Raw genomic sequence first — 24,046 nt, forward strand, 5'->3', positions numbered from 1 at the left:
TAATAATAAAGGAGAGGTTGAAGATGTCGAATATAAAATTATCAGCTCTAAATCTAGTACCTATTCGAGAAGGTCAAAATGATAAAGATGCAATTGATGATATGGTAGAACTTGCACAACAATTAGATGAATTAGAATATGAGCGTTATTGGATAGCAGAGCATCATAATGCGCCGAATTTAGTGAGTTCAGCGACTGCCCTACTCATTCAACATACTTTAGAACATACTCAAAATATAAAAGTAGGTTCGGGTGGAATTATGTTACCTAACCATGCGCCACTAGTTGTTGCTGAACAATTTGGTACGATGGAAACACTTTTCCCAAATAGAGTTAATCTAGGGTTAGGTAGAGCACCTGGTACTGACATGATGACGGCGAGTGCTTTGAGACGTGATCAGCATAACGGTGTTTATGAATTTCCTGAAGAAGTTGAACAATTGCAAACGTACTTTGGTCCTGAAAATAAACAAGCATATGTACGCGCTTATCCTGCCGTAAACAAGAATGTTCCTTTATATATATTAGGATCTTCAACAGATTCAGCTCATTTAGCTGCCCGTAAAGGATTACCTTATGTCTTTGCTGGACACTTTGCACCTCAACAAATGAAGGAAGCGATTCAAAATTATAAAGAATTATTTGAGCCTTCGGATGTATTAGATAAACCTTACATGATTGTATGTTTAAATACGATTGTGGCCGAAACAGACGACGAAGCAGAACGTTTAGCAAGCACACTTGCACAAGTATTTACTAGTATTGCACGTGGTAAAATGCAACCCGTTCAACCGCCTACTGATGACCTTAAAAATTTATTAACTCCAAGAGAATATGAAATGGCCAAACAAAGAGAGCGTAACTCCTTAATTGGTTCTGAAGAAACAGTAAAACAAAAATTAGAAGATTTCATTGAAGAGTATGGTGAAATTGATGAATTAATGGGAATTAGCTATATTTACGATAAAGCACAACAAGTCGATTCTTTTAATCGATTAAAAAATGTCATTCAACGTATTAATAATTAAGATTTAGGGAGCTTCGAATTTAATTTTAATTCATTTCTGTCATAAAAAAAGAGTGATGAGAATCTCATCACTCTTAAAAAATATCAACTATTTATCGTCTTTTTTATCATCTTTGTTATCACTGTCGTTACCGCCAGTGTATTCATTAATTTTATCTTTAGCTTTGTCTACTTGCTCATTATCGCTATTTTTGAATTTTTCTGCTGCATCTTTCGCTTTGTCCATGAATCCCATAGTGAAATTCTCCTTTCAAATTTAAGCTTATAATATATTGAATAAGTATTGACAAATATACGATACGAAATAATCTACACATTGTATCGTTGTGATGTATTAATTAAATACCACCAACAAAAATGAATAAACATATTTACTTAAAAAAATTTAAATATAGAACATGTAGCCATCTAATTGATTATCAGTTTCTACATATTCAGCTAAATATTTTAATGTTGTATTATCTAAAACTTCTCTTACCGCGTCTCTCATACGTAACCAAAGTTGCTTTTGGGCCGGCGGTTCTGATTCAATACTTTCTACAATTGTAATGGGCCCCTCTAACAAGCGAATAATATCACCTGCAGTGATTTCATCAGCGGGTACTCTGAGTTGGTAGCCACCTTTAGCACCACGAACACTTCGAATTAAACCTGCATTTCTTAAAGGGCCTACTAATTGTTCGAGGTATAAGTCACTTAACTTATTTTCCTCAGCAATTGACTTCAATGAGACACAGCCTTGTCCTTCCCTTTTAGCTAAGGAAATCATTAAAGTTAACCCATATCTCCCTTTCGTTGATATTTTCATAACATAACCTCACTTAATTCGAATAATATATATTCCCATTCTATCATTTTTTCAGTTAAGATAGTAATAGAAAGGTGTGAATAACGTGACTACTGAACCTTTGGCTTCCAGAATGCGACCTACAAATATAGATGAAATTATATCACAACAACATTTGGTGGGTCCTAAAGGTATTATTAGACGAATGGTTGAAACTAAGAAATTATCTTCAATGATTTTTTATGGTCCTCCTGGAATTGGTAAAACAAGTATAGCAAAAGCAATTTCAGGTAGTACTGAATATAAATTTAGACAATTGAACGCAGTAACAAATACTAAGAAAGATATGCAATTAGTAGTTGAAGAAGCGAAAATGTCTGGCCAGATTATTTTGTTACTAGATGAAATTCATCGTCTAGATAAAGCTAAACAAGATTTTCTATTACCTCATTTAGAAAACGGTAAAATCGTATTGATTGGAGCAACTACTTCCAATCCCTATCATGCAATTAATCCAGCTATTCGTTCTAGAGCTCAAATTTTTGAACTTTATTCTTTAAATGACGATGACGTACGTCTTGCATTAAATCGAGCCTTAGAAGATGAGCGACGTGGTTTAAAAACTTATCATCCAGATGTAGATGAAGAAGCATTAACATATTTCTCAACACAAAGTAACGGTGATGTTCGTAGCGCATTAAATGCTTTAGAATTAGCTGTGTTAAGTGCTGAAGTCATTGATAATACAAGACATGTGACATTAGAAGATGCGAAAGATTGTCTCCAAAAAGGCGCCTTCGTCAGTGATAAAGATGGAGATATGCATTACGATATGATGAGTGCTTTTCAAAAATCAATTAGAGGTAGTGACGTAAACGCTGCGTTACACTATTTAGCTCGCCTGATTGAAGCTGGAGATTTACCAACAATTGTAAGACGTTTATTAGTCATAAGTTATGAGGATATAGGTTTAGCTTCTCCTAGCGCCGGACAAAGAACTTTAGCAGCGATTCAATCTGCTGAACGCTTAGGATTTCCTGAAGCACGCATTCCACTTAGCCAAGCTGTGATTGAGCTTTGTTTATCTCCAAAATCTAATTCTGCTATTAAGGCAATCGATGGCGCACTTAGTGATATTCGTAAGGGAAAAGTTGGACAAATTCCTGATCACTTAAGAGATGGTCATTACGCTGGTGCAAAAGAATTAGGAAGAGCAATCGGCTATAAATACCCTCACGATTATGAGAATGGCCATGTAGTACAACAGTACTTACCTAACAACTTAAAAGACAAAATATACTATGAGCCAAAAACGACTTCTAAAAGTGAACAACAATTTAAAATGGTATACGATAATTTGAGAACTAAAAAATAAAACAAGACTATGATAGAGTTACAAGTTGAATGTGGATTAGCAAAGCCTTGAATTACATTAACTTTGCGTTCCATTATTCACTATATAACTCATCATAGTCTTAAATTTTAAATATTTCCTTTATCTTTAATACGTCTAACTGGAATATCTTTCAAAATATCATTTACTACATAACTAGCACAAATTAATCCTACTGTACTTGGCACAAATGCATTTGAAGATGGCGGTATTTGTCCCTTACGATTAATAGCATTAGCGTCCCCAACTGTTGCCTTAACATCTTCACGTATAACAATAGGACTTTCATCAGAGAAAACTACTGGCACTCCTTTTTTAATACCTTGTCTTTTCAAACGGTTACGAATAATTTTGGCCATTGGATCCATAAACGTTTGTGAAATATCGGCGATTTTAAATCGTGTAGGATCAGTTTTATTAGCAGCACCCATACTTGAAATAACTTTAATCCCTCGCTCTAAGCATTCTTTCATTAAATGAACTTTATATATAATTGTATCGCTAGCATCAATAAAATAATCAATATTATAATTATTAAATAAATCCTCGTAAGTTTCTTCTGTATAAAACATATGTAACGGCGTAACTTTACAATCAGGGTTAATTAATTTAATTCGCTCTTCCATTAATGTAACTTTACTTTGCCCAATCGTTGTTGTTAGCGCATGGATTTGACGATTGACGTTAGTAATATCAACATCATCTTTATCAATTAATATAATATGTCCAATATTAGTACGAGCTAAGGCTTCAGCTGCAAACGAACCTACTCCCCCGACGCCTAATACCGCAACGGTTTTACCTTTTAATAAATCTAGACCCTCTTGACCATATGCTAACTCATTTCTTGAAAATTGATGTTTCATTGTAAACTCCTTTTTATAAACCATTCAATAACTTGTAAATCCTAAAAAAGTGTATAAAAATACGCAAGACAGTAAAGCCTTGCGTACCGATAGAGTCCGTAATTGCCGTAGTTATAAATAGCTTGATCATTCGGCCTGCTATATACAGGTGGGTGCCCTGTTTCTTGTTTTGCAAGTCCTCCATTGAGGCGTTTGCGCTGCAAGAAAACCTATTGAGCTCCCTGATCAAAAAGTGTTAGGCCCAAATAAAAAGCAAACATACGAACAATACAGATGACTATCTTATATAGATATAATAGCACAAAAGCCCTATTATTGAAATCCTAATGACTTGGTTAGAAATGTTTATTAAGAAAAATAATTAAATATTAATAGTTGACATAATATATTTATAGTTATTTAAAATATAGTATCTTATCGTTGTTTTCTTTTCATAATAAAAACACCTTATAGGCTAGTCTTTAAACTAACTTATAAGGTGTTGGTTAATAACACTTTGTTTAAGTAACTAATAGTTTTTCAAGAATTAGTGACGGATACGCAGTGATAATTCTTCTAATTGTTTATCAGATACTTCTCCTGGTGCATCAGTTAATAGACAAGTAGCTGATGCTGTTTTAGGAAAGGCAATTGTATCTCTAAGGTTTGTACGATTAGTCAATAACATAACTAAACGGTCTAATCCTAAGGCGATACCGCCATGTGGAGGTGCACCGTATTTAAAGGCATCTAATAAGAAACCAAATTGTTCTCTAGCTTGTTCTTTTGTGAAACCTAAAACTTCGAACATTTTTTCTTGAAGCTCACTATTTGAAATTCTTATAGAGCCCCCACCGAGTTCATAACCATTTAATACAATGTCATAAGCATTAGCTTGCACATTTTCAGGTTCTGAGTCTAATTTAGCGATATCTTCTTGTTTAGGTGATGTGAATGGATGGTGTGCTGCAACATAACGTTTAGCATCTTCATCATATTCAAGTAACGGCCAATCTGTAACCCATAAGAAGTTTAATTTATTTTCATCAATTAAATCTAATTCTCTTGCAATTTTAATACGTAATGCTCCTAAACTTTGAGCAACGACATTTGGTTTGTCTGCTACGAACATTACTAAGTCTCCTGGTTTAGCTCCAGTTAACTCTTTTAATGTTTCTACATTTTGATCTTCGAAGAATCGTGCAATAGGACCACTTAATCCTTCATCAACGACTTTGACCCAAGCTAGGCCTTTAGCACCGTAAATATTAACAAACTCTGTTAAGGCATCCATATCTTTACGTGTATAGTTATCAGATGCTCCTTCGGCAACAATGGCTTTCACTTCGCCATTATTTTGTACAGTATCCTTGAAGACTTTGAAGTCCATTTCCTTACCTAATTGTGATACATCAATTAATTCCATTCCAAAACGTGTATCAGGTTTGTCAGAACCATAACGTCTCATCGCTTCTTCATAAGTCATACGTGGGAATGTGCCTTCTATGTCAACGCCTTTTACATCTTTAACGACTTGGCGTAACATTTCTTCTCCCATTTGAATAACGTCTTCTTGATCAACGAAACTCATTTCAATATCGACTTGAGTGAATTCAGGTTGACGGTCAGCACGTAAATCTTCATCTCTGAAACATTTAACAATTTGATAATATTTGTCAAAACCACTAATCATTAATAATTGTTTAAATAATTGTGGTGATTGAGGTAGTGCGTAAAACTCACCTTCATGAACACGTGAAGGTACTAAATAGTCACGTGCGCCTTCTGGTGTAGATTTTGTTAATACTGGTGTTTCAATATCAAAGAAACCATTATTATCAAGATAGTTACGGATAGATTTAGTTGTTTGATGTCTCATTTTAAATGTTTGTGCTAATTCAGTACGTCTAAGATCTAAGTAACGATATTTCAAGCGAATATTTTCGTCAACGTTTTGATTTTCCTCATTAATTGAAAATGGTGGCGTTTCAGATTTATTAATAATATTAATATTTGAAACTTGAACTTCAACTTGACCAGTTTTAATCTTAGGATTAACTGTTTCTTCATCACGTTTAGTTACCGTTCCTTCAACTTCAATAACATACTCAGAACGTACAGTTTCTGCGATACTTAAAGCTTCTGCAGAGAAATCAGGATTGAATACTACTTGAACAATACCTTCTCTATCACGTAAATCTACGAAGATTAGGCCACCTAAATCACGTCGATTATGCACCCAACCTTTTAATGTTACTTTTTGGTCTAGTAATTCTTCAGTAACTAAACCACAATATGTTGTACGTTTACTCATTTGAATTCTCCTTTATTTTTTAAAATACTGTACAAGTTCATCTAATTTAACTGTTTCTGACTCACCTGTTGCCATATTTTTAATATCAATTTTATTATTTGCTAATTCTTGATCACCTATTACGATTGTATATTTAGCATTTAAACGATCAGCTTGTTTCATCTGACCTTTAATTTTACGTTTTAAATAATCTTTATCAGCTTTAATGCCATTTTTTCTAAGATGATTTAAAAGTTTAACACTATAGCGTTCAGCTTCATCACCCATAGTAACTATAAATAAATCAAACTCTTCTTCTATATCTAATTCAATACCTTCTTCTTCAAGTGCAAGTAAAAGTCTTTCAATACTTAATGCAAAGCCAATACCAGTCTGACTAGGACCATCTAGAAGTTCTAATAAGCCATTATAACGGCCGCCGCCACATAGTGTTGTAATTGCGCCATCATAATTAGGATTATCCATCATTACTTCAAAAGCAGTATGAGTGTAATAATCTAGCCCACGTACTAAATTAGGATCTTCGACATAGTCAACGCCTAAATCAGTCAAATATGATTTAACTTCTTCATAATATGCTTTAGATGCTTCATTTAAATAATCAGTAATACGCGGAGCATTTTTTACAGCTTCTTTATCACGATCAATCTTACAATCAAGTATACGCATTGGATTTGTATGCAAACGTGATTGACAATCTTCACAGAAAGTGTCTATTACAGGTTCAAAATGTTTTACTAAAGCCTCGTTATATTCTTTACGTGAATTCGCGTCGCCGATACTGTTAATTACTAATTTTAAATGTTTTAAACCAAATGATTCATAAATGTGCATAACCATTGCTAAAACTTCAGCATCGATACTTGGATTTTCTGCACCTATAGCTTCTATACCAAACTGATTGAATTGACGAAAACGTCCTTTTTGTTTACGTTCATATCTAAACATTGGTCCATTATAATAAAGCTTAATCGGTTGATTTGGATAACCTTGCATTTTATTTTCAATGTAAGAGCGAACAACCGCAGCCGTACCTTCTGGTCTTAACGTTAAGCTTCTGTCACCTTTATCTTTAAACGTATACATTTCTTTTTGCACAACATCAGTTGAGTCTCCCACACCACGTGCAAATAAATCTGTACTTTCAAAAATAGGTGTACGTATTTCTTTATAATTATAAAGCTTCATTAATTCATCTAATTTATTTTCAATATAGCGCCATTTGCTTGAATCTTCAGGTAAGATATCTTGCGTACCTCTAGGTATTCTAATCACGCAATCACTCCTTTAATAATTTTACTCATCTATATTAAATCTTCTTTAATAAAAAAAGCCCCTTATATAGCCAATAACTATATAAGGGACGAAATGCCGTGTTGCCACCCTAATTGAGATTAAGATTATACCTTAACCCCCACTCAAACGCTTAACGTGCGTAAACCGGCTTATTTATTAAAGCACCTCTTCTTGTGTTAAAAGTTTTAAACTACTCAGTATAATCTTTCAGCCTTGGATTATATCTCTACGTGAGGTTGGGACAAAAGTGTTTAGGATTTGAGCAGAACCGAACGATGAGCAAAATTGTTCTTCAAATTTTGTCGAATCGTGACGGTATCTGCCGAGAATCCTGCTTTTGGGACACCGTTTATCGGTTTCCCAGCGCACAAACGATTAATGTCTCAGTCTCTCTACCTATTTCATTTAAACTTCCAAGAATATTAACGGTATGATTTATAAAGTTCATTAATAATGATAACTAGTTTAGATTAAGTTTGCAAGACTTAAGATGCAAAATATTGTTTTAACCCATCAACTACTGCTTCTTCAACTACTTGTCTATGAAGTTGGTCTGTTATCATTACTTCATCTGTTGGATTACTAATATATCCTAGTTCTAATAATACTGCTGGTTTATTAGTTTGTCTTAGGACTTGAAAGTTTTCCTGTCTAGTACCTTTGTTAGACAATAAAGACTTTTTCTCAATACTAGCCGATAATGTTTCAGCTAAGGTTTCTTGATTATCTTTAAACCAATATACAGTAGCTCCGTTCGCATTCGGACTATCAAGAGAATCATTATGTATACTTATAAAAGCGTCGCCATCTTGTTTTCTGTCTTCTAAACTGACATAGCTATCATCGGAGCGTGTTAGTTTTACCTTAGCTCCCGCTTTTTCTAACGCTTTTTTTAATTCTTTCGCAGTCTTTAGCGTATAATTTTTTTCAAGACTTTTTTTGGATGTATTGCTTGAAGCACCTTGGTCATTGCCCCCGTGCCCTGGATCTAAGACAATGACCTTATTCTTCAAAGGATTTTCTTCCTTACTTGCATCCGCTTCAATATCTAAACTTGTATGCCATCCTGCTATCCATCCTTTTTCGGTGCCATCTCTACTTTCTACTTCAATCCACTTACCAGACTTTCCTAGTCTAGTAAATGTTTCGCCTTTATCAACTTGGTAGAGTACTGGATAAGCTGCATTAGGACCTGTACGTAATTCTGCATTTTCCGAAACGGTAATCCGATTACTACCTTGATCACTATGATTCATAAGCATAAATAGTATAATTAAAAATAATATAAAAGTGATCACCACAGAAAGTGTAAGTCCATTCTTTAGACCATGTTTTGATAACCATGCATCTAGTTTACTCATACAATCTTTCCATCCTGACTTTCATAAATAATCGTAACAGGACCATCATTTATAATTTCTACTTCCATATCCGTACCAAATTCACCTGTTTCTACTTCGACACCATACGCTCTTAATGCAGTATTAAACTTCTCATATAACTCATTTGCCTCATCAGGACTCATTGAATTAGAAAAACCAGGTCTATTACCTTTTTTAACATCAGCATAAAGCGTAAATTGTGAAATTGATAGAATTTTACCCTCAACTTGTTGAACATTGAGATTTAATTTGCCATTTTCATCTTCAAACAAACGTGCGTTGACTACTTTTTTTGCTAATGCATCTACATCCGCTTCAGTAGAATCTTTACCTACTCCCACTAATAAACAATAACCTTTGTTAATTTTATTTTGAATATGCTCATTCGTTACTGAAGCTCTTTTAACTCTCTGTACCACTATCTTCATCTCTATAGCACCTCTATTAATTCCATACTCTGGATACTGTATATACATCACTTAATTGTTTAAGCTTTTCTACAACTCTGAAGACATCATTTACGTTTTTAACCATCACGCTAATTGTAATAATCGCATGCTTGTCTGTATCTGAACGTCCGTTAATTTTAATAATACTTCCAACTGTGGAATTGATAGCTTGAATGACTTCGTTAAGCAAGCCATTTCTATCATATGCACTAACTTCTAAATCGACTTGATAACGTTGAGTAGAATCTTTCGATTTTACCCATTCGACATCAATCAAGCGTTCAGTTTCATTGATGATATTAGGACAATCAGTGCGATGTACTTTAATACCATGTCCCTTAGTAATATAACCTACAATATCATCTCCAGGGATAGGATTACAACATTTAGATAGTTTAATTAAAACATTCTCAATTCCTTCCACATAGACACCACTATCTGTAATGATATCCTCTTTAATTGGAAGTGACTTCGTAATTTCTTGTGCTGCATTTAATGCTTTTTGCTTATCTTGTATACGTTGTCGTTCAGTTAATTTGTTAACAACTTGTAGGGCTGTTACCCCACCAAATCCTACAGCAGCATACAAATCATCTTCATTAGCAAAATTGTACTTTTCATTGACAACTTCAATATTCTTCTCAGTTAGAATATCATCAACTCTAAAGCCTTGGTCTTTAATTTCAGCTTCAACCATAAACTTACCTTTTTCAATATTTGAAGAACGGTTTTGTTTCTTGAAGAAGCTTTTTACCTTACTTTTCGCGCTCGATGATTTAACAATTTTCAACCAATCTCTACTTGGACCATAAGAATGTTTACTCGTACGTATCTCGATAATATCTCCCGTTTGAAGAACATAATCAATTGGCACGATTTTACCATTAACCTTCGCACCAATCATCTTATTACCTACTTCACTATGAATCGCATAAGCGAAATCAATAGGTACAGAACCATACGGTAATTCAATAACATCACTAGCAGGAGTAAATGCGTATACCTTATCACTTTGTAAATCATATTTTAATGATTCCATAAACTCTTGTGCATCTGAAGAAGTATGATCAGTTTCTGCTAATTCTTTGAGCCAATTCAGTTTATTTTGAAAATCTTGCGTCTTCTCGTTAACTGTTTTGCCTTCCTTATATGCCCAATGTGCAGCTACACCATGTTCAGCGATTTCGTGCATTTCATAGGTTCTAATTTGAATCTCTAAAGGATCACCATTAGGTCCTACAACTGTGGTATGTAGTGATTGGTACATATTTTGTTTTGGCATTGCAATATAATCTTTAAAACGTCCTGGCATAGGTTTCCATAATGTATGAACTAATCCTAATATTGCATAGCAGTCATTAATTGAATTGACTATAACCCGAATCGCTAATAAATCGAATATTTGATCAAATTGCTTTTTCTGTTTCATCATTTTTCGATAAATACTATAAATATGTTTAGGGCGACCATTAATCTCCCCTGTAATATTCATATTAATCATTTCTGCTTGTATTTTATCTATAGCATTAGCGATATAAGCTTCTCGCTCACTACGTTTCTTTTTCATTAAATTAACAATACGGAAGTATTGAACACTGTCAATATATCTCAAAGCAGTATCTTCTAATTCCCATTTAATGGTATTAATACCTAATCTATGAGCCAATGGTGCATAGATTTCTAACGTTTCTTTAGATATACGCACTTGTTTTTCACGGGCCATAGCTTTTAGCGTTCTCATATTATGGAGTCTATCTGCTAACTTAACTAATATAACTCGAACATCTTTAGCAATGGCGATAAATAGCTTTCTGTGATTTTCAGCTTGTTGTTCTTCTTTAGAGCGATATTTAACTTTTTTCAATTTCGTTACGCCATCTACAATTCGCGCAATTTCCTCATTGAACATACCTTTAACATCGTCAAACGTATAGGCAGTATCTTCAATGACATCATGTAGGAAGCCAGCCACAATAGTTGGCCCGTCTAACCGCATTTCAGTTAGTATACCGGCTACTTGAATTGGATGCATAATATATGGCAATCCATTTTTACGGAATTGACCTTGATGTGCCTCATAAGCAATGTGGTAACTTTTCAAAACATATTGGTATTCATCAGTTGATAAGTAAGATTTTGCTTTATGTAGCACCTCGTCAGCGCTATATGGATACTCGTTATTCAATATATGACACCCCAACTCTTTAATATTCCAAATACTCCACTCGATATTCGAATTTTTGAAAATTAAGAAAACATACCTTACCGCTTCATTAATCCGAGTATAACAGAGGTTGGCACAAAACATTTATGATTGATGTCCCATTCTGAATGCGAGTATTACTTTAATTTTATCAAATATCAAGCAAACTATAAAAGGTTTGATTTTTTCTAAATAATAGTTCTATGATACTACAAGTTTTTAAATAAATAAATGGTGTAGTATTTAATTTACAATCACCTATTGTATCCATAATTAAAAGGTAACACTGATATAAATATAAACATAAATAATAAGAGGTCGAGACACCTTTATCAATGTCTCAACCTCTATGTCAATCTTATTTAATGATTTATTCGTCGTATGAGATTAAACTCATTACGTCATAATCTTTAATTTTTTCAATACCATTTAAATATTTTAATTCAATAATGAATGCGATACCTACAACGATGCCGCCTAACTTTTCAACAAGCTTAATAGCTGCTTCAATAGTACCACCTGTCGCTAATAAATCATCTGTGATTAATACGCGTTGTCCAGGTTTAATAGCATCATTATGCATTGTTAAAACATTGGTACCGTATTCTAAGTCGTATTCGTAGCGAATCACTTCACGAGGTAGCTTACCTTCTTTTCTCACAGGAGCAAAACCGATGCCCATTGAATAGGCAACTGGACATCCAATAATAAAGCCTCTAGCCTCTGGTCCTACGACAATGTCTACATTACGTTCTTTAGCATATTTTACAATTTGATCAGTAGCATAGCCATAAGCTTCCCCATTGTCCATAATTGTTGTTATATCTTTAAAACTTACTCCCGGTTTAGGCCAATCTTGTACCTCTGAAACATACTGCTTTAAATCCATTTAAATGTGTCCTCCCTATAAATTAACCCTTTTGAGCTTCTATCCATTGTTTAAGCTGTGAAAAATCATCATACAACAAACGTTTTTCAACTTCTATTCGTGATAATCGTGCTTGATAAGTTTGGCTCGTTTCAATATTTTGCTTATTAGGATTATTGTTTATTTTAATTATACCATTATCATCAATAATAAAGCCTAATTCAATAAACACTTTTAATATAAATTTTAAAATATTGGGTTTAATGTTTAGAAATTGGCATAATAACATACCCTCTTTTTCTAAATTCATTTCTTGTTTATTAATAAGTGCTTTATAACATTTTTTAAATATATCTTGACTCGGTATACCTTCAAAGTAAATAGATAATTGATGTTGTAGCACTACATACATTTGTGAGTAATTGATTCCATTCAAGCTATGAATGATACTTTCTAAATCTTGAGGCAAGTCTCTAAGTACCACAATTTCGTATCCCTCGCCTATCGTTTCACCATAATAAAAGTAATTGTCATTTATTTTTTCCATTTTAGGATGGATAATAAATGCAGTTTGATGATCATTTGAATCTAAATTAAGTTGCTTACGTTTACTACGATAATCTAAAATCTGTTCATCATTCGTGGCAAGGTCTTGAATAATAAATTGTGGCGATTGATTACCATTCCATTCATTTATTTGTAAATGTCCTAACAAACTAATCGGTTGCCCTAATTCAATTTGTGAAGCAAGATGACCATTATTCCAGTAAAGATGTTGTAAGCGAAGTTGACCTGTCGTTATTTTAAGGTGTTTATTATCTTTACCTATTGCTTTTGCATCAATCACATCACTATTATCTAATTCAAATAACGGTTTCTCAAAGTCTGTTCCATATGGACTCAATTTTTGAATATCTCTTATGTTCTTAACCGTTATATCCGCTTCATCAAGTTTTACTGCTACACGCTTAGTAGGTGCTAGTGATGTATGTTCTGCTAACTGTGCCATCCAATCATTAAGGCCTTGTTCTAATTCTTCTATGTTTTCAATATCCATCGTCATGCCAGCAGCCATGTGATGGCCGCCGAATTTAGATATTAAGTCTTGATGAGCACTTAATATTTCAAACATTGACACTTGTTCAATACTACGAGCGGAACCTTTCGCATGATTTTGTTCTAAATCAATATTTAAAATTAATGTTGGCAACACATAGGTTTCGACAACTTTAGAAGCTACGATTCCTAATACGCCTTCGTGCCAGTCTTCTTTAGCTAGAAGTAAAAATCGTCGCCCATCTTTAACTTTTTCTTCAGCCATAGCTAATGCTTCTTCTGTTAACTGAGCTACAATTTCTTTTCGCTCGGCATTAAAATGTTCGACTTGTTCAGCTAAGAATTCCGCTTCCTCTTCTTCCTCAGACATCAATAACTCTGCAGCTAATGAGGCATCTTCTAATCGTCCTACCGCATTAAGTCGTGGTCCAATAATAAAACCTACCGTCTCCTCATTAATAGTGTCATTAAAACCGGCCTGATTAAGCATGGCTTTAATTTGAGGTGGACAGTAGTCGTTTGAATTGGCTAGACCTTGTTTTACAATTGTACGATTTTCATCTGTTAATGAGACTAAATCTGCAATCGTTCCAATAGCAGCTAGACTAACGAAATAGTTAGGTGGATTATCTAGTAATACTTGAGATAGTTTATATGCTACTCCAGCACCACATAAATAATGAAAAGGATAGTCGAATTCAGGATGCATTGGATGAACTATCGCATACGCTTCAGGTAATGTACGTCCGATTTCATGGTGGTCTGTCACAATTACATCTACACCTAATTCTTGTACCATTTTAATTTCTTCATGTCCTTGAATACCATTATCAACCGTAATAATGAGCGAAATGCCTTCATCATAGGCATTTTGAAAAGCTAGCTTATTAGGACCATAGCCTTCTGTGAAGCGGTTAGGAATGTACCAACCTACTTCACCTCCCAATGTTTTAAGCGTGCTCACTAAAATAGTAGTAGATGTCACACCGTCCGCATCATAATCTCCATAAACTAATATTCTTTCCTTTTTATCTATAGCTTCATTAATACGCTCGACTGCTTTATCCATATCGCTTAAGCGCCAAGGGTCGTGATTAATTGTTGTATCTGAAAATACTTCTTTAATATTTTCTTCTTGGACAATAGATTTATTCTCAAGTACTTTTTTAATAATTGGCGTTAATTTATAACGTTTAACTAAGTCTTCACTGATATATTCTGTTGGTGGTTCATAAAGCCAGTTATATTTAGATTTAATCATACAATTATCCTTCCTTTTTTCAAAAGCCATTATACCTAAAAATATAGTAAATAAAAAGCAAATCCAATTTAATAGAGTGAATTTTGACATAAAAAATCAGCCCGGAACATTTTAATAAATGTTCGAGGCTGACTTATTTACTTTAGATGACTAAACTAATATTTTTTCATCGTTTGATTTTTTCTCTTTATGAACAACTAATTTGCCATCGTCTGATTTTTTCAGTTGTCGTTTCTTCATAATGCCCCAAAGTGGCACTGCGATAAAGATTGAAGAGAACACACCAGAAACTAGTCCAATTAATAACGCTAGCGAGAAGTTAAATAGACTTGATGCACCAAAGATGAGGATTGCTATAACAACTACAATTACTGTTAATACAGTATTGATTGAACGCGTCATCGTTTGGCGAATTGATCTATTAACAATATCATCAATTTGTTCCGGTTTAGTAATTACTTTAATCTTATGCAAGTTTTCCCTTACACGGTCAAATGTAACGATGGTATCGTTGATTGAATAACCTACAATTGTAAGTACTGCTGCTATAAACGTGATATCTACTTCTAAACGGAATAGACTGAATATCGCAACAATCATAAAGACGTCATGTAATAATGCTAGGACAGAAGATAGTCCCATTCTCCATTCAAATCGTAGTGATACATAGATGATAATACCAATGGCTGCATAAAGAAGTGCTTTCATAGCATTCTTAGCTAATTCTTGACCTATCATTGGAGATACTGTATTTACAGTTGGTTTATGTCCAAATTCGTCGTTAACCTTTTTGTTAAGTTTTACAACTTCATTTTTAGATAAGTCTTTTTTGAATTGAACAGTAGCTTGTTTATTACCATTACCATTTATTTGAACTTGGTCTGGGTTAAGCCCTAAGTCCTTAACGGTACGTTCTACTTTAGTTTGTGTTAATTTCGAGTCTGAATTAATATCCACACGTGTACCAGAAGAGAAATCGATACCTAAGTTTAATTTGAAAATACTTAAGATAATAATACCGACAACTAATATAAGTACACTGGCTCCAATTAACGGTTTGGCTAGTTTAACAAAGTTCCATTTTTCGAATGATGTTTTCAAGTCATGTACATCTACGCCTTCATTAATGTCATGACGGTCTTTTTTGTTAACTCCAAATAACCAGTATTTCTTTTTAAAGTAATTAGATGATACAAGTAATGATAGTAATCCTCTAGATAAGAAGACTGCAGTTACAAATATCATTAAAATACCTAATAGCAACATTGTAGCAAAACCTTTAACTGAACTTTCACCAAAGAAGAACAGTACGCCTGCTGCAATTACAGTTGTTAAGTTAGAGTCGAATATTGTAAGGAAAGAACTCTTATTTGCTTTAGAATAAGCTTGTTTAAGCGTTCGGCCTATCCTCAATTCGTCTTTTATCCGCTCATACATAATGATATTGGCATCTACTGCCATACCTACACCTAATACCAGGGCAGCTAAACCAGGTAATGTAAGCACCCCTGAAATAAAGTTAAATGCTACAAGTGTTAAGTAGATATAAACTGTTAACGCAATAATTGCGACTAAACCAGGTAATCTATAGAATCCAACCATAAATAGATAAATGATAGCAATACCTATGGCAGAAGCAAAGATTGTTTTATCAAGTGCATCTTGACCAAACTGAGCCCCAACTGAATTAGAGTAAACTTCTTTTAAATCAACTGGTAATGAACCAGCGTTTAATAATTCAGCAATTTGTTTAGCTCGTTCTACACCTTCTTGGCCATGGAAACCACCTGAAATTTCAACACTATCTGAATTAATAGGTTGATCAACAGTTGCCGCTGAAACATATTTACGTTTATCTTCAGGTTTTTCTAATTCTTTATGGTAGCTATCACCTTTTTTAAAGTCTAACCATACTACCATCATGTTTTCTTGCTTTTTAGATATTTCTTCAGTTACTTTTTTAAATTTATCACGATCTTTCAATTTAAAAGTAACTGCTGGTTCGTTCGTGCCTTGCTTAAATTCTTGTTTAGCCGAACCTTGTTCAATATCCTTACCAGTTAATTTAACTTTATCATCCGCATCACGGATAGTTAAATTCGCTTGAGAGGATAATATATTTCGTGCCTCATCAGGGTCTTTAACTCCAGCTAATTGGACTCTGATACGATCAGGGTCTTCTACCTGAATGTGAGGTTCAGATACACCTAATACGTTAACACGATTTTCCAAGGTTTGAGCAGTCGATTGTAAAGCACTATCATCAATCTTCTTACCGCCCTCGAGTGGCTTAACTTGGTAAAGCACTTCGAAACCACCTTGTAAATCAAGTCCAAGATTTACGTTTTTAACTACATTCTTATATGTAAGTCCCATACCAACAAAGAGTACGGCGACAATTAGTATGAATGCAATTATCCTACTAAATTTTTTCACATGAACACCTCATTGTTTACTTATGTACTAAGAATAATCCTTTAATAAACCACACGCAAGTTAATAAAAGATTACATAGATATAACATGACTTATCTATATTAACATACCATGCCTTTTAGTGAAATTAGGACTTTAGTCTTTAGTTAATGATTGAGAGATGAGAATTGAGAGAAAAGTCTTATATAAGTTCAAAGATTTTAACTCTTCTTCCCTTGTCTTACCATGACAAAGATTGACACTAGAAATGAAGAAATTTCAATTTGACCACGTCTATCATCTCAGTTCATTCTTACCTACAATATAAAAGCTGAGACACTTTATATAAATGCCCCAGCTTTTCAAATAACTATTTAATTAATACTGCATCCTTAATTAAGAAGGATCAACTTGTTTAATTGCTGGTTTCTCAAATGTCATTTCTGTACCATGACCGTTAACAGTAATCACTACTGTACTTTCATCTACAGCTTTAACTGTTCCTTTTAAACCACCAATTGTTGTAATTCTTTGTCCCGCTTCAATTCGACTAATCATTTCACGATGCTCTTTAGCACGTTTTTGTTGTGGTCGAATTAAGAAGAAGTAAAACACTATAATTAAAATAATAGGTAAAATAAGTGCTGAAACGTTCATTCTGTTATCTCCTTATTAAAAGTTTTTAGGGTTATCCACATTAAGACCGTATTGCTCAAAGAATTCTTCTTTAAAATCCAATAGACGATCTTCGCGAATGGCTTGTCTAATATTTTCCATTAATTTTAGCAGAAAATGTAAATTATGAATAGTAGTAAGACGGATACCAAATGTTTCCACGGCTTTAATTAAATGTCTAATATAAGCACGTGAATAATTCTTACATGTGTAACAATCACAATTTTCATCAAGTGGGCCAAAATCATTAGCAAATTTAGCGTTTTTAATAACTAATCTTCCGCTAGAAGTCATGCATGTACCATTTCGAGCAATACGAGTTGGTAAGACGCAATCAAACATGTCCATTCCTCGAATACTACATTCAATTAGTGCATCAGGAGAACCTACGCCCATTAGATAGCGTGGTTTATCTTCTGGCATATATTGAACTGTATGTTCAACCATGTCATACATAACAGGTTTCGGTTCACCTACTGATAAACCACCTATTGCATATCCAGGAAAATCAAGATCAACCAATTCTTTAGCACTTTGTTCTCTTAAATCTTTATACTCTCCACCCTGGATAATACCAAATAGTGCTTGGTCTTCAGGACGTTTATGAGCTTTAAGACAACGTGCAGCCCATCTTGTAGTACGTTCAATTGAATCTTTAACATATTTATATTCTGAAGGCATCGGAGGACATTCATCAAATGCCATCATAATATCTGAACCTAAATCATTTTGGATTTCCATTGATTTTTCAGGGCTTAAAAACAGTTTAGAACCATTGGTATGATGTCTAAACTCTACACCCTCTTCAGAAATTTTTCTAAGATTACTTAAACTAAATACTTGGAAACCACCTGAGTCAGTAAGAATAGGGCCATTCCAATTCATAAACTTATGCAGACCCCCAGCTTGTTTGATGATATCATTTCCAGGTTGTAACCACAAATGATACGTGTTTCCTAATATGATTTGTGCTTCCATTTGACGTAACTCTTCTGGGCTCATTGTTTTAACTGTAGCTTTTGTTCCAACCGGCATAAACATTGGTGTTTCAAAAGAACCATGTGGTGTATGAACAATCCCTAAACGCGCGCCTGATTGCTTACAAGTTTTTATATGTTCATAAGTAACTGCTGGCATACTATAAACCTCTCATTCATTAAATAATTAACATTGCATCTCCAAAACTAAAGAATCTATATTTAAGTTCTACTGCTTTATTATAAGCATTTAAAATATTTTCTCTACTACTAAACGCTGATACTAACATAACTAGTGTAGATTTAGGTAAGTGGAAATTAGTTATCAAACCATCGATAGCCTTATACTCAAACCCAGGATAAATAAATATATCTGTCCAACCACTTACTGCTACAAATTTATCATAATCACGACGGATGGTTTCTAGAGTTCTAGTAGAAGTGGTACCTACTGAAATAATTCTATGACCTTGCTCTTTAGTTTGGTTTAATAAATCAGCAGTTTGCTGTGTCATTTGATAGTATTCACTGTGCATCTGATGATCATCAATATTATCAACACTCACCGGTCTGAATGTACCTAATCCTACATGTAAAGTAATAAACGCAATGTTTACACCTTTAGCTTTAATTTTTTCTAATAAATCATCTGTAAAGTGTAATCCCGCTGTAGGTGCTGCTGCGGATCCATTCTCCTTAGCATAAACTGTTTGATAACGATCTGGATCGTCTAAACGCTCTTTGATGTATGGAGGTAACGGCATTTCTCCAAGTTCATCTAAACGCTCTTCAAGAATACCTTCATAATGTAAACGCATAATGCGTCCACCCTGTTCTAATTCATCAATACATTCAGCGATAATTTTACCTTCACCAAATGATAATCTATTTCCAATTTTAATGCGTTTTGCTGGTTTTAGTAATACTTCCCAGTCATTACCTTCAATACGGGCAAGCATTAACATTTCAACCTTTGCTCCAGTTTCCTCTTTTAGACCAAACAAACGCGCTGGCATTACACGTGTATCGTTCAGTACAAGCGTGTCACCAGGGTTAAAATAATCAATGATGTCAGTAAAGTGTTTATGATCAATTTCACCTGATTGACGTCCTAATACTAATAAACGGCTATGATCTCTATCTTTCAAAGGAGTCTGAGCAATTAATGATTCAGGAAGATCATAATCAAATTCCTCAACGTTCATTTCTATTCCCTCATTCTTTTGTTTTTTTAAAATGTTCATATGCATACGCAGTTGCTTTTCTTCCTCTAGGTGTGCGTTCGATAAACCCTTTTTGAATTAAAAAAGGCTCGTATACATCTTCAATAGTTATACGTTCTTCGCCAATAGATACTGCAATCGTATCAAGGCCAACTGGTCCTCCGTTATATTGATTTATAATACAATTCATCATTTTATGGTCAATATAATCTAAACCTTCATCGTCAACTTGTAGTAGTTTTAAGGCTTGCTTAGTAGTCTCGATATAAATTTGTTCATCTTCATTGACTTGTTGAAAATCACGCACACGTTTTAATAATCGATTAGCTACCCTCGGTGTTCCACGTGAACGTTTAGCTAATTCAGAAGCACTTTCATCATCAACTTGAGTACCTAAAACTTCTGCAGTTCTTATAATAATTTCTTTTAAATCTGATTCATTATAATATTCTAATCTTAAATGTACTCCAAAGCGATCTCTTAATGGGCCAGTTAAGCTACCTGCACGTGTAGTCGCGCCAACAAGTGTGAATGGTGGTAAATCAATTCGAATACTACGAGCCTCATCACCTTTACCAATGATAATATCTATGAAGAAGTCCTCCATAGCTGAATATAAAACTTCTTCAACCGTACTACTCAAACGATGAATTTCATCAATAAAGAGAACATCACCAGGCTGTAGACCAGATAATATTGCAGCTAAATCCCCAGGTCTATCTAGTGATGGACCAGATACAGTTCTAAGATTTACATCCATCTCATTAGCAATAATATTAGATAATGTTGTTTTACCTAACCCTGGAGGGCCAAAGAGAAGCACATGATCAAGTGGCTCTTCACGTAATTTAGCCGCTTTTATAAACACTTCTAAATTATTTTTAATAGAAGTTTGTCCAATATATTGTTTTAATTTCGTAGGTCTGAGCGAGAACTCGAAAGATGATTCTTCATTATGTAATGATTGATCGACCATTCTATCCTCCATTATTATCCCCCCAGTAAATTAATCTATAATTAAGGGTTAAGGAGAAGCGGACAAAATGTCCTAATCCCCTTAACCTTTTTATGAAACTAATGTTTTTAAACCTAGTTTAACCGCTTCGTCAACAGATTCAAAGGCTTCTTTGTTAAGTACTTTTTCAACTTTAGCCAATTCTCTTTTAGAATATCCTAGAGCAGCAAGCGCTAATAATGCTTCTTTAATTAAACGTTCATTATTTGAAGGTTGGTCATCAACAGCAAACAAGGTTTCACTAGTTTCCTCAGTAATTTGGACTTTACCTTTTAAATCAAGCACGATTTGGCGTGCCGTTTTCTTTCCAATACCTGGGAACTTCGTTAAATATGCATCATTTTCATTTTCAATTGCACGTTTAACTTCATTAGGCGTACTTGTAGCTAAAATCGCTAACGCAGATTTAGGCCCTATTCCTGTCACTTTGATTAAACTTAAAAACATTTCTTTTTCTTCTTCATTAATAAAACCATAAAGCAATTGTGCATCTTCTCTAACTATTAATGAAGTATAAATAGTAATTTCTCGATCTAAATATTTTTGAAAACGATAAGAGTTAGGTGTTTGTATTTCATAACCAACTCCACTAGACGTTTCAAGCGTAACGTGCGTTGGAAACAATTGGGTCAATTGCCCTTTTATATAAGCGTACATGATTTACCTTCCTTACATACTCATACTTATTAATTCAACTTTTGAGACATGTTCAATATTTCTTAAAGCTATAATAATTTCGTCAATTGATAGTGTTGTGTTTTTAGCACTTAATGACAATGTTATCGTCGCTTTATCTTCCATTGGAACACTTTGGTGAATTGTTAATACAGATAATTCTAATTGAGAAATGGTATTTAATACTTGCGCGAGCATACCAACAATATCATTGACATACAAAATAAGTGTAAATTCACGATGTTCAAATATCTTTTCATCCACAGGAAAGATAGTCTCGCGATATTTATAGAATGCGCTTCTAGATAAATTAAATCTTTTCACGGCTTCATAAATGGACAGCTCAGAATCATTCTTTAAAGCATCTTTAATTTTTAAAGTCTTTACAACTGATTCAGGTAAAACATCTTCTCTTATTAAATAGAACTTTTTATATTCTTTGTTGTCCACTTAAAGCACTCCTATTCTATAAATTCAAATTCTCCACCTAATATTCTTACGATATCGCCATTACTACATCCTCGCGCTCTTAAAGCATCATCGATACCCATAGAACGCATTTGACGTGCAAATCGTCTAACGGCTGGATCACTATTGAAGTCAGTCATTTTGAACATTCTTTCAATCGCGTTACCACTTACTACATAAGCACCATCATCATCACGGGTAATTGTGAATTTATCTTGAGAAGGTGTATGTTTATAAAGTACACGGTTAACTCCAACTTCTTCATCTTTTTCTACACTAAAGTCGATATCTTTAACTTCGTCTGATTTATCCATAATAGTATATAACAATTGATCGATGTTATCACGGGTAATTGTAGAAACAGGCACAACGATTGCATCTGACGCTAATTCTTTCTTAAAGCGTTCTAAGTTTTCTTGTGCTTCAGGAATATCCATTTTGTTTGCGACAATAATTTGAGGTCTTTCCTCTAATCTTTGTTTATAATTTAAAAGTTCTTTATTAATGACTTGATAATCCTCAATAGGGTCTCTACCTTCAGAACCACTCATATCAATCATATGCACGATAACTTTTGTTCGTTCCACGTGTCTTAAGAATTGATGACCTAAACCGACACCATCAGATGCGCCTTCTATTAAACCAGGTAAATCGGCCATAACAAAACTTCTGTTATCAGGTGTAGATACTACACCTAGATTAGGTTTTATAGTAGTGAAGTGATAAGCTCCAATTTTCGGCTTAGCTTTAGAAACGATGGACAATAGTGTTGATTTACCTACACTTGGGAAACCTACTAAGCCAACATCTGCTAATAACTTAAGCTCTAGCGTTACATCCAATTCTTCACCAGGTTCTCCATTCTCACTGAAATCTGGCGCTGGATTTCGTGGTGTAGCAAAACGAGAGTTGCCTCTTCCGCCACGACCGCCTTGAGCAACGATAGCACGTTGACCGTCTTCTACTAAATCAGCTAATACTTCTTCAGTATCTACGCTTTTAATAATCGTGCCAGGTGGTACTTTTAGCACTAAATCTTCTGCATTTTTACCATGCATGTTACTACTTTGGCCATTTTCACCTTTTTTGGCTTTAAAATGTCTTTGATATCTAAAATCAAGCAACGTTCTTAAACCTTCATCCACTTCAAAAACAACTGATGCGCCTTTACCACCGTCGCCACCAGCTGGGCCTCCAAATGGTACATATTTTTCTCTACGATAAGCAGTGATGCCATTACCTCCATCACCAGCTTTTAGAGATATTTTAACTTGATCGACAAACATATATCTCACCTCTTTTACCTTCGATTCATTAATGACAATATTATATCATTAAATATTTAACAGTTTAAAATTTATCATTTTAGATAAATCACTTATAAACAAAAGAAAACACCAGAAGCATTCACTTCTGGTGTTAACTAGACAAAATTATTCAGCTGCTGCATATACAGAAACTTGTTTTTTGTCGCGTCCTTTACGTTCGAAACGAACAACGCCATCGATTTTAGCGAATAATGTATCATCGCCACCACGACCTACATTTTCACCAGGATAGATTTTAGTTCCGCGTTGACGGTATAAGATAGAACCGCCAGTAACGTATTGACCGTCTGCACGTTTAGCGCCTAAACGTTTAGATTCTGAGTCACGACCGTTTTTAGTAGAACTTACCCCTTTTTTTGATGCAAAGAATTGTAAGTTTAATTTCAACAT

21 protein-coding genes and 1 other RNA gene are annotated in these 24,046 nt (G+C 34.1%); 2 read left to right on the forward strand and 20 right to left on the reverse strand.

Going from position 1 to position 24,046, the window contains the following annotated elements:
* Nucleotides 1-23 precede the first annotated feature (23 nt).
* A complete protein-coding gene (locus tag FH144_RS04520) occupies nucleotides 24-1,028 on the forward strand; it encodes an LLM class flavin-dependent oxidoreductase (RefSeq protein WP_242313973.1) in 1,005 nt (334 codons plus the stop codon).
* An 87-nt stretch (nucleotides 1,029-1,115) separates the two neighbouring features.
* Here the strand turns inward: FH144_RS04520 and FH144_RS04525 are convergent, their stop codons facing one another.
* Together FH144_RS04525 and cymR are read right to left on the reverse strand one after the other, a co-directional pair.
* A complete protein-coding gene (locus FH144_RS04525) occupies nucleotides 1,116-1,262 on the reverse strand; it encodes an SAS049 family protein (protein ID WP_167409746.1) in 147 nt (48 codons plus the stop codon).
* Nucleotides 1,263-1,412: 150 nt separating this feature from the next.
* A complete protein-coding gene (gene cymR, locus FH144_RS04530; protein WP_103166586.1) occupies nucleotides 1,413-1,835 on the reverse strand; it encodes a cysteine metabolism transcriptional regulator CymR in 423 nt (140 codons plus the stop codon).
* 85 nt (nucleotides 1,836-1,920) lie between these two features.
* Between cymR and FH144_RS04535 the strand changes: the two genes are divergently transcribed.
* A complete protein-coding gene (locus FH144_RS04535; protein WP_242313975.1) occupies nucleotides 1,921-3,189 on the forward strand; it encodes a replication-associated recombination protein A in 1,269 nt (422 codons plus the stop codon).
* Nucleotides 3,190-3,296: 107 nt separating this feature from the next.
* Here the strand turns inward: FH144_RS04535 and FH144_RS04540 are convergent, their stop codons facing one another.
* The 18 genes from FH144_RS04540 to rpmA all read right to left on the reverse strand — a co-directional run bounded on the left by FH144_RS04540 (nucleotide 3,297) and on the right by rpmA (nucleotide 24,046).
* On the reverse strand, nucleotides 3,297-4,073 hold the full coding sequence (locus FH144_RS04540; RefSeq protein ID WP_107508295.1) for a tRNA threonylcarbamoyladenosine dehydratase: 777 nt from the start codon (nucleotides 4,071-4,073) through the stop codon (nucleotides 3,297-3,299).
* Between the two features lie 89 nt (nucleotides 4,074-4,162).
* Nucleotides 4,163-4,352: non-coding RNA, 6S RNA (gene ssrS / locus FH144_RS04545), on the reverse strand.
* 247 nt (nucleotides 4,353-4,599) lie between these two features.
* Nucleotides 4,600-6,366 (reverse strand): aspartate--tRNA ligase, encoded by a 1,767-nt coding sequence (gene aspS, locus FH144_RS04550; protein ID WP_242313977.1) that lies wholly within the window; start codon nucleotides 6,364-6,366, stop codon nucleotides 4,600-4,602.
* A 12-nt stretch (nucleotides 6,367-6,378) separates the two neighbouring features.
* A complete protein-coding gene (gene hisS, locus FH144_RS04555) occupies nucleotides 6,379-7,641 on the reverse strand; it encodes a histidine--tRNA ligase (RefSeq protein WP_242313978.1) in 1,263 nt (420 codons plus the stop codon).
* A 506-nt stretch (nucleotides 7,642-8,147) separates the two neighbouring features.
* Entirely contained in the window at nucleotides 8,148-9,023 is an 876-nt protein-coding gene (locus FH144_RS04560; RefSeq protein WP_242313980.1) for an N-acetylmuramoyl-L-alanine amidase family protein, read from the reverse strand.
* A complete protein-coding gene (gene dtd / locus FH144_RS04565) occupies nucleotides 9,020-9,472 on the reverse strand; it encodes a D-aminoacyl-tRNA deacylase (protein WP_242313982.1) in 453 nt (150 codons plus the stop codon). The genes FH144_RS04560 and dtd overlap by 4 nt, the downstream gene beginning before the upstream one ends.
* Nucleotides 9,473-9,488: 16 nt before the next feature.
* Nucleotides 9,489-11,678 carry a RelA/SpoT family protein gene (locus tag FH144_RS04570; RefSeq protein WP_242313984.1) on the reverse strand — a complete coding sequence of 730 codons (2,190 nt, stop codon included), beginning with the start codon at nucleotides 11,676-11,678 and terminating at the stop codon, nucleotides 9,489-9,491.
* Between the two features lie 388 nt (nucleotides 11,679-12,066).
* Entirely contained in the window at nucleotides 12,067-12,585 is a 519-nt protein-coding gene (locus FH144_RS04575) for an adenine phosphoribosyltransferase (protein ID WP_198611528.1), read from the reverse strand.
* Nucleotides 12,586-12,607: 22 nt separating this feature from the next.
* Nucleotides 12,608-14,881, reverse strand: coding sequence for a single-stranded-DNA-specific exonuclease RecJ (recJ, locus tag FH144_RS04580; RefSeq protein WP_242313986.1), 2,274 nt, complete (start codon nucleotides 14,879-14,881; stop codon nucleotides 12,608-12,610).
* A gap of 150 nt (nucleotides 14,882-15,031) precedes the next feature.
* Nucleotides 15,032-17,317 (reverse strand): protein translocase subunit SecDF, encoded by a 2,286-nt coding sequence (gene secDF / locus FH144_RS04585; protein ID WP_242313988.1) that lies wholly within the window; start codon nucleotides 17,315-17,317, stop codon nucleotides 15,032-15,034.
* A 374-nt stretch (nucleotides 17,318-17,691) separates the two neighbouring features.
* Nucleotides 17,692-17,952 (reverse strand): preprotein translocase subunit YajC, encoded by a 261-nt coding sequence (gene yajC, locus FH144_RS04590; RefSeq protein WP_242313990.1) that lies wholly within the window; start codon nucleotides 17,950-17,952, stop codon nucleotides 17,692-17,694.
* Nucleotides 17,953-17,967: 15 nt separating this feature from the next.
* Nucleotides 17,968-19,107, reverse strand: a complete 1,140-nt coding sequence (gene tgt / locus FH144_RS04595; RefSeq protein ID WP_242313992.1) for a tRNA guanosine(34) transglycosylase Tgt — start codon at nucleotides 19,105-19,107, stop codon at nucleotides 17,968-17,970.
* Nucleotides 19,108-19,126: 19 nt separating this feature from the next.
* Complete coding sequence (queA, locus tag FH144_RS04600) at nucleotides 19,127-20,152, reverse strand: tRNA preQ1(34) S-adenosylmethionine ribosyltransferase-isomerase QueA (protein WP_242313994.1); 1,026 nt, start codon at nucleotides 20,150-20,152, stop codon at nucleotides 19,127-19,129.
* Between the two features lie 10 nt (nucleotides 20,153-20,162).
* Nucleotides 20,163-21,158 (reverse strand): Holliday junction branch migration DNA helicase RuvB, encoded by a 996-nt coding sequence (ruvB, locus tag FH144_RS04605; protein WP_242313996.1) that lies wholly within the window; start codon nucleotides 21,156-21,158, stop codon nucleotides 20,163-20,165.
* Nucleotides 21,159-21,236: 78 nt separating this feature from the next.
* Nucleotides 21,237-21,842, reverse strand: a complete 606-nt coding sequence (ruvA, locus tag FH144_RS04610) for a Holliday junction branch migration protein RuvA (RefSeq protein WP_198611533.1) — start codon at nucleotides 21,840-21,842, stop codon at nucleotides 21,237-21,239.
* Nucleotides 21,843-21,854: 12 nt separating this feature from the next.
* Entirely contained in the window at nucleotides 21,855-22,310 is a 456-nt protein-coding gene (locus FH144_RS04615; protein ID WP_242313998.1) for an ACT domain-containing protein, read from the reverse strand.
* Nucleotides 22,311-22,321: 11 nt separating this feature from the next.
* Nucleotides 22,322-23,614 carry a GTPase ObgE gene (obgE, locus tag FH144_RS04620; protein ID WP_242313999.1) on the reverse strand — a complete coding sequence of 431 codons (1,293 nt, stop codon included), beginning with the start codon at nucleotides 23,612-23,614 and terminating at the stop codon, nucleotides 22,322-22,324.
* A 147-nt stretch (nucleotides 23,615-23,761) separates the two neighbouring features.
* Entirely contained in the window at nucleotides 23,762-24,046 is a 285-nt protein-coding gene (gene rpmA / locus FH144_RS04625) for a 50S ribosomal protein L27 (protein WP_103166568.1), read from the reverse strand.

Origin of the sequence: Staphylococcus sp. acrmy (genome assembly GCF_022690565.1) — a bacterium.
GTDB lineage: Bacteria > Bacillota > Bacilli > Staphylococcales > Staphylococcaceae > Staphylococcus > Staphylococcus caledonicus.

Excerpts from the sequence above, each read along its gene's own strand:
- FH144_RS04520 (WP_242313973.1), top strand. The coding sequence starts at position 24 with ATGTCGAATATAAAATTATCAGCTCTAAATCTAGTACCTATTCGAGAA.
- FH144_RS04525 (WP_167409746.1), bottom strand. The coding sequence starts at position 1,262 with ATGGGATTCATGGACAAAGCGAAAGATGCAGCAGAAAAATTCAAAAAT.
- cymR (WP_103166586.1), bottom strand. The coding sequence starts at position 1,835 with ATGAAAATATCAACGAAAGGGAGATATGGGTTAACTTTAATGATTTCC.
- FH144_RS04540 (WP_107508295.1), bottom strand. The coding sequence starts at position 4,073 with ATGAAACATCAATTTTCAAGAAATGAGTTAGCATATGGTCAAGAGGGT.
- aspS (WP_242313977.1), bottom strand. The coding sequence starts at position 6,366 with ATGAGTAAACGTACAACATATTGTGGTTTAGTTACTGAAGAATTACTA.
- FH144_RS04560 (WP_242313980.1), bottom strand. The coding sequence starts at position 9,023 with ATGAGTAAACTAGATGCATGGTTATCAAAACATGGTCTAAAGAATGGA.
- dtd (WP_242313982.1), bottom strand. The coding sequence starts at position 9,472 with ATGAAGATAGTGGTACAGAGAGTTAAAAGAGCTTCAGTAACGAATGAG.
- FH144_RS04575 (WP_198611528.1), bottom strand. The coding sequence starts at position 12,585 with ATGGATTTAAAGCAGTATGTTTCAGAGGTACAAGATTGGCCTAAACCG.
- recJ (WP_242313986.1), bottom strand. The coding sequence starts at position 14,881 with ATGATTAAATCTAAATATAACTGGCTTTATGAACCACCAACAGAATAT.
- yajC (WP_242313990.1), bottom strand. The coding sequence starts at position 17,952 with ATGAACGTTTCAGCACTTATTTTACCTATTATTTTAATTATAGTGTTT.
- tgt (WP_242313992.1), bottom strand. The coding sequence starts at position 19,107 with ATGCCAGCAGTTACTTATGAACATATAAAAACTTGTAAGCAATCAGGC.
- queA (WP_242313994.1), bottom strand. The coding sequence starts at position 20,152 with ATGAACGTTGAGGAATTTGATTATGATCTTCCTGAATCATTAATTGCT.
- ruvB (WP_242313996.1), bottom strand. The coding sequence starts at position 21,158 with ATGGAGGATAGAATGGTCGATCAATCATTACATAATGAAGAATCATCT.
- ruvA (WP_198611533.1), bottom strand. The coding sequence starts at position 21,842 with ATGTACGCTTATATAAAAGGGCAATTGACCCAATTGTTTCCAACGCAC.
- obgE (WP_242313999.1), bottom strand. The coding sequence starts at position 23,614 with ATGTTTGTCGATCAAGTTAAAATATCTCTAAAAGCTGGTGATGGAGGT.
- rpmA (WP_103166568.1), bottom strand. The coding sequence starts at position 24,046 with ATGTTGAAATTAAACTTACAATTCTTTGCATCAAAAAAAGGGGTAAGT.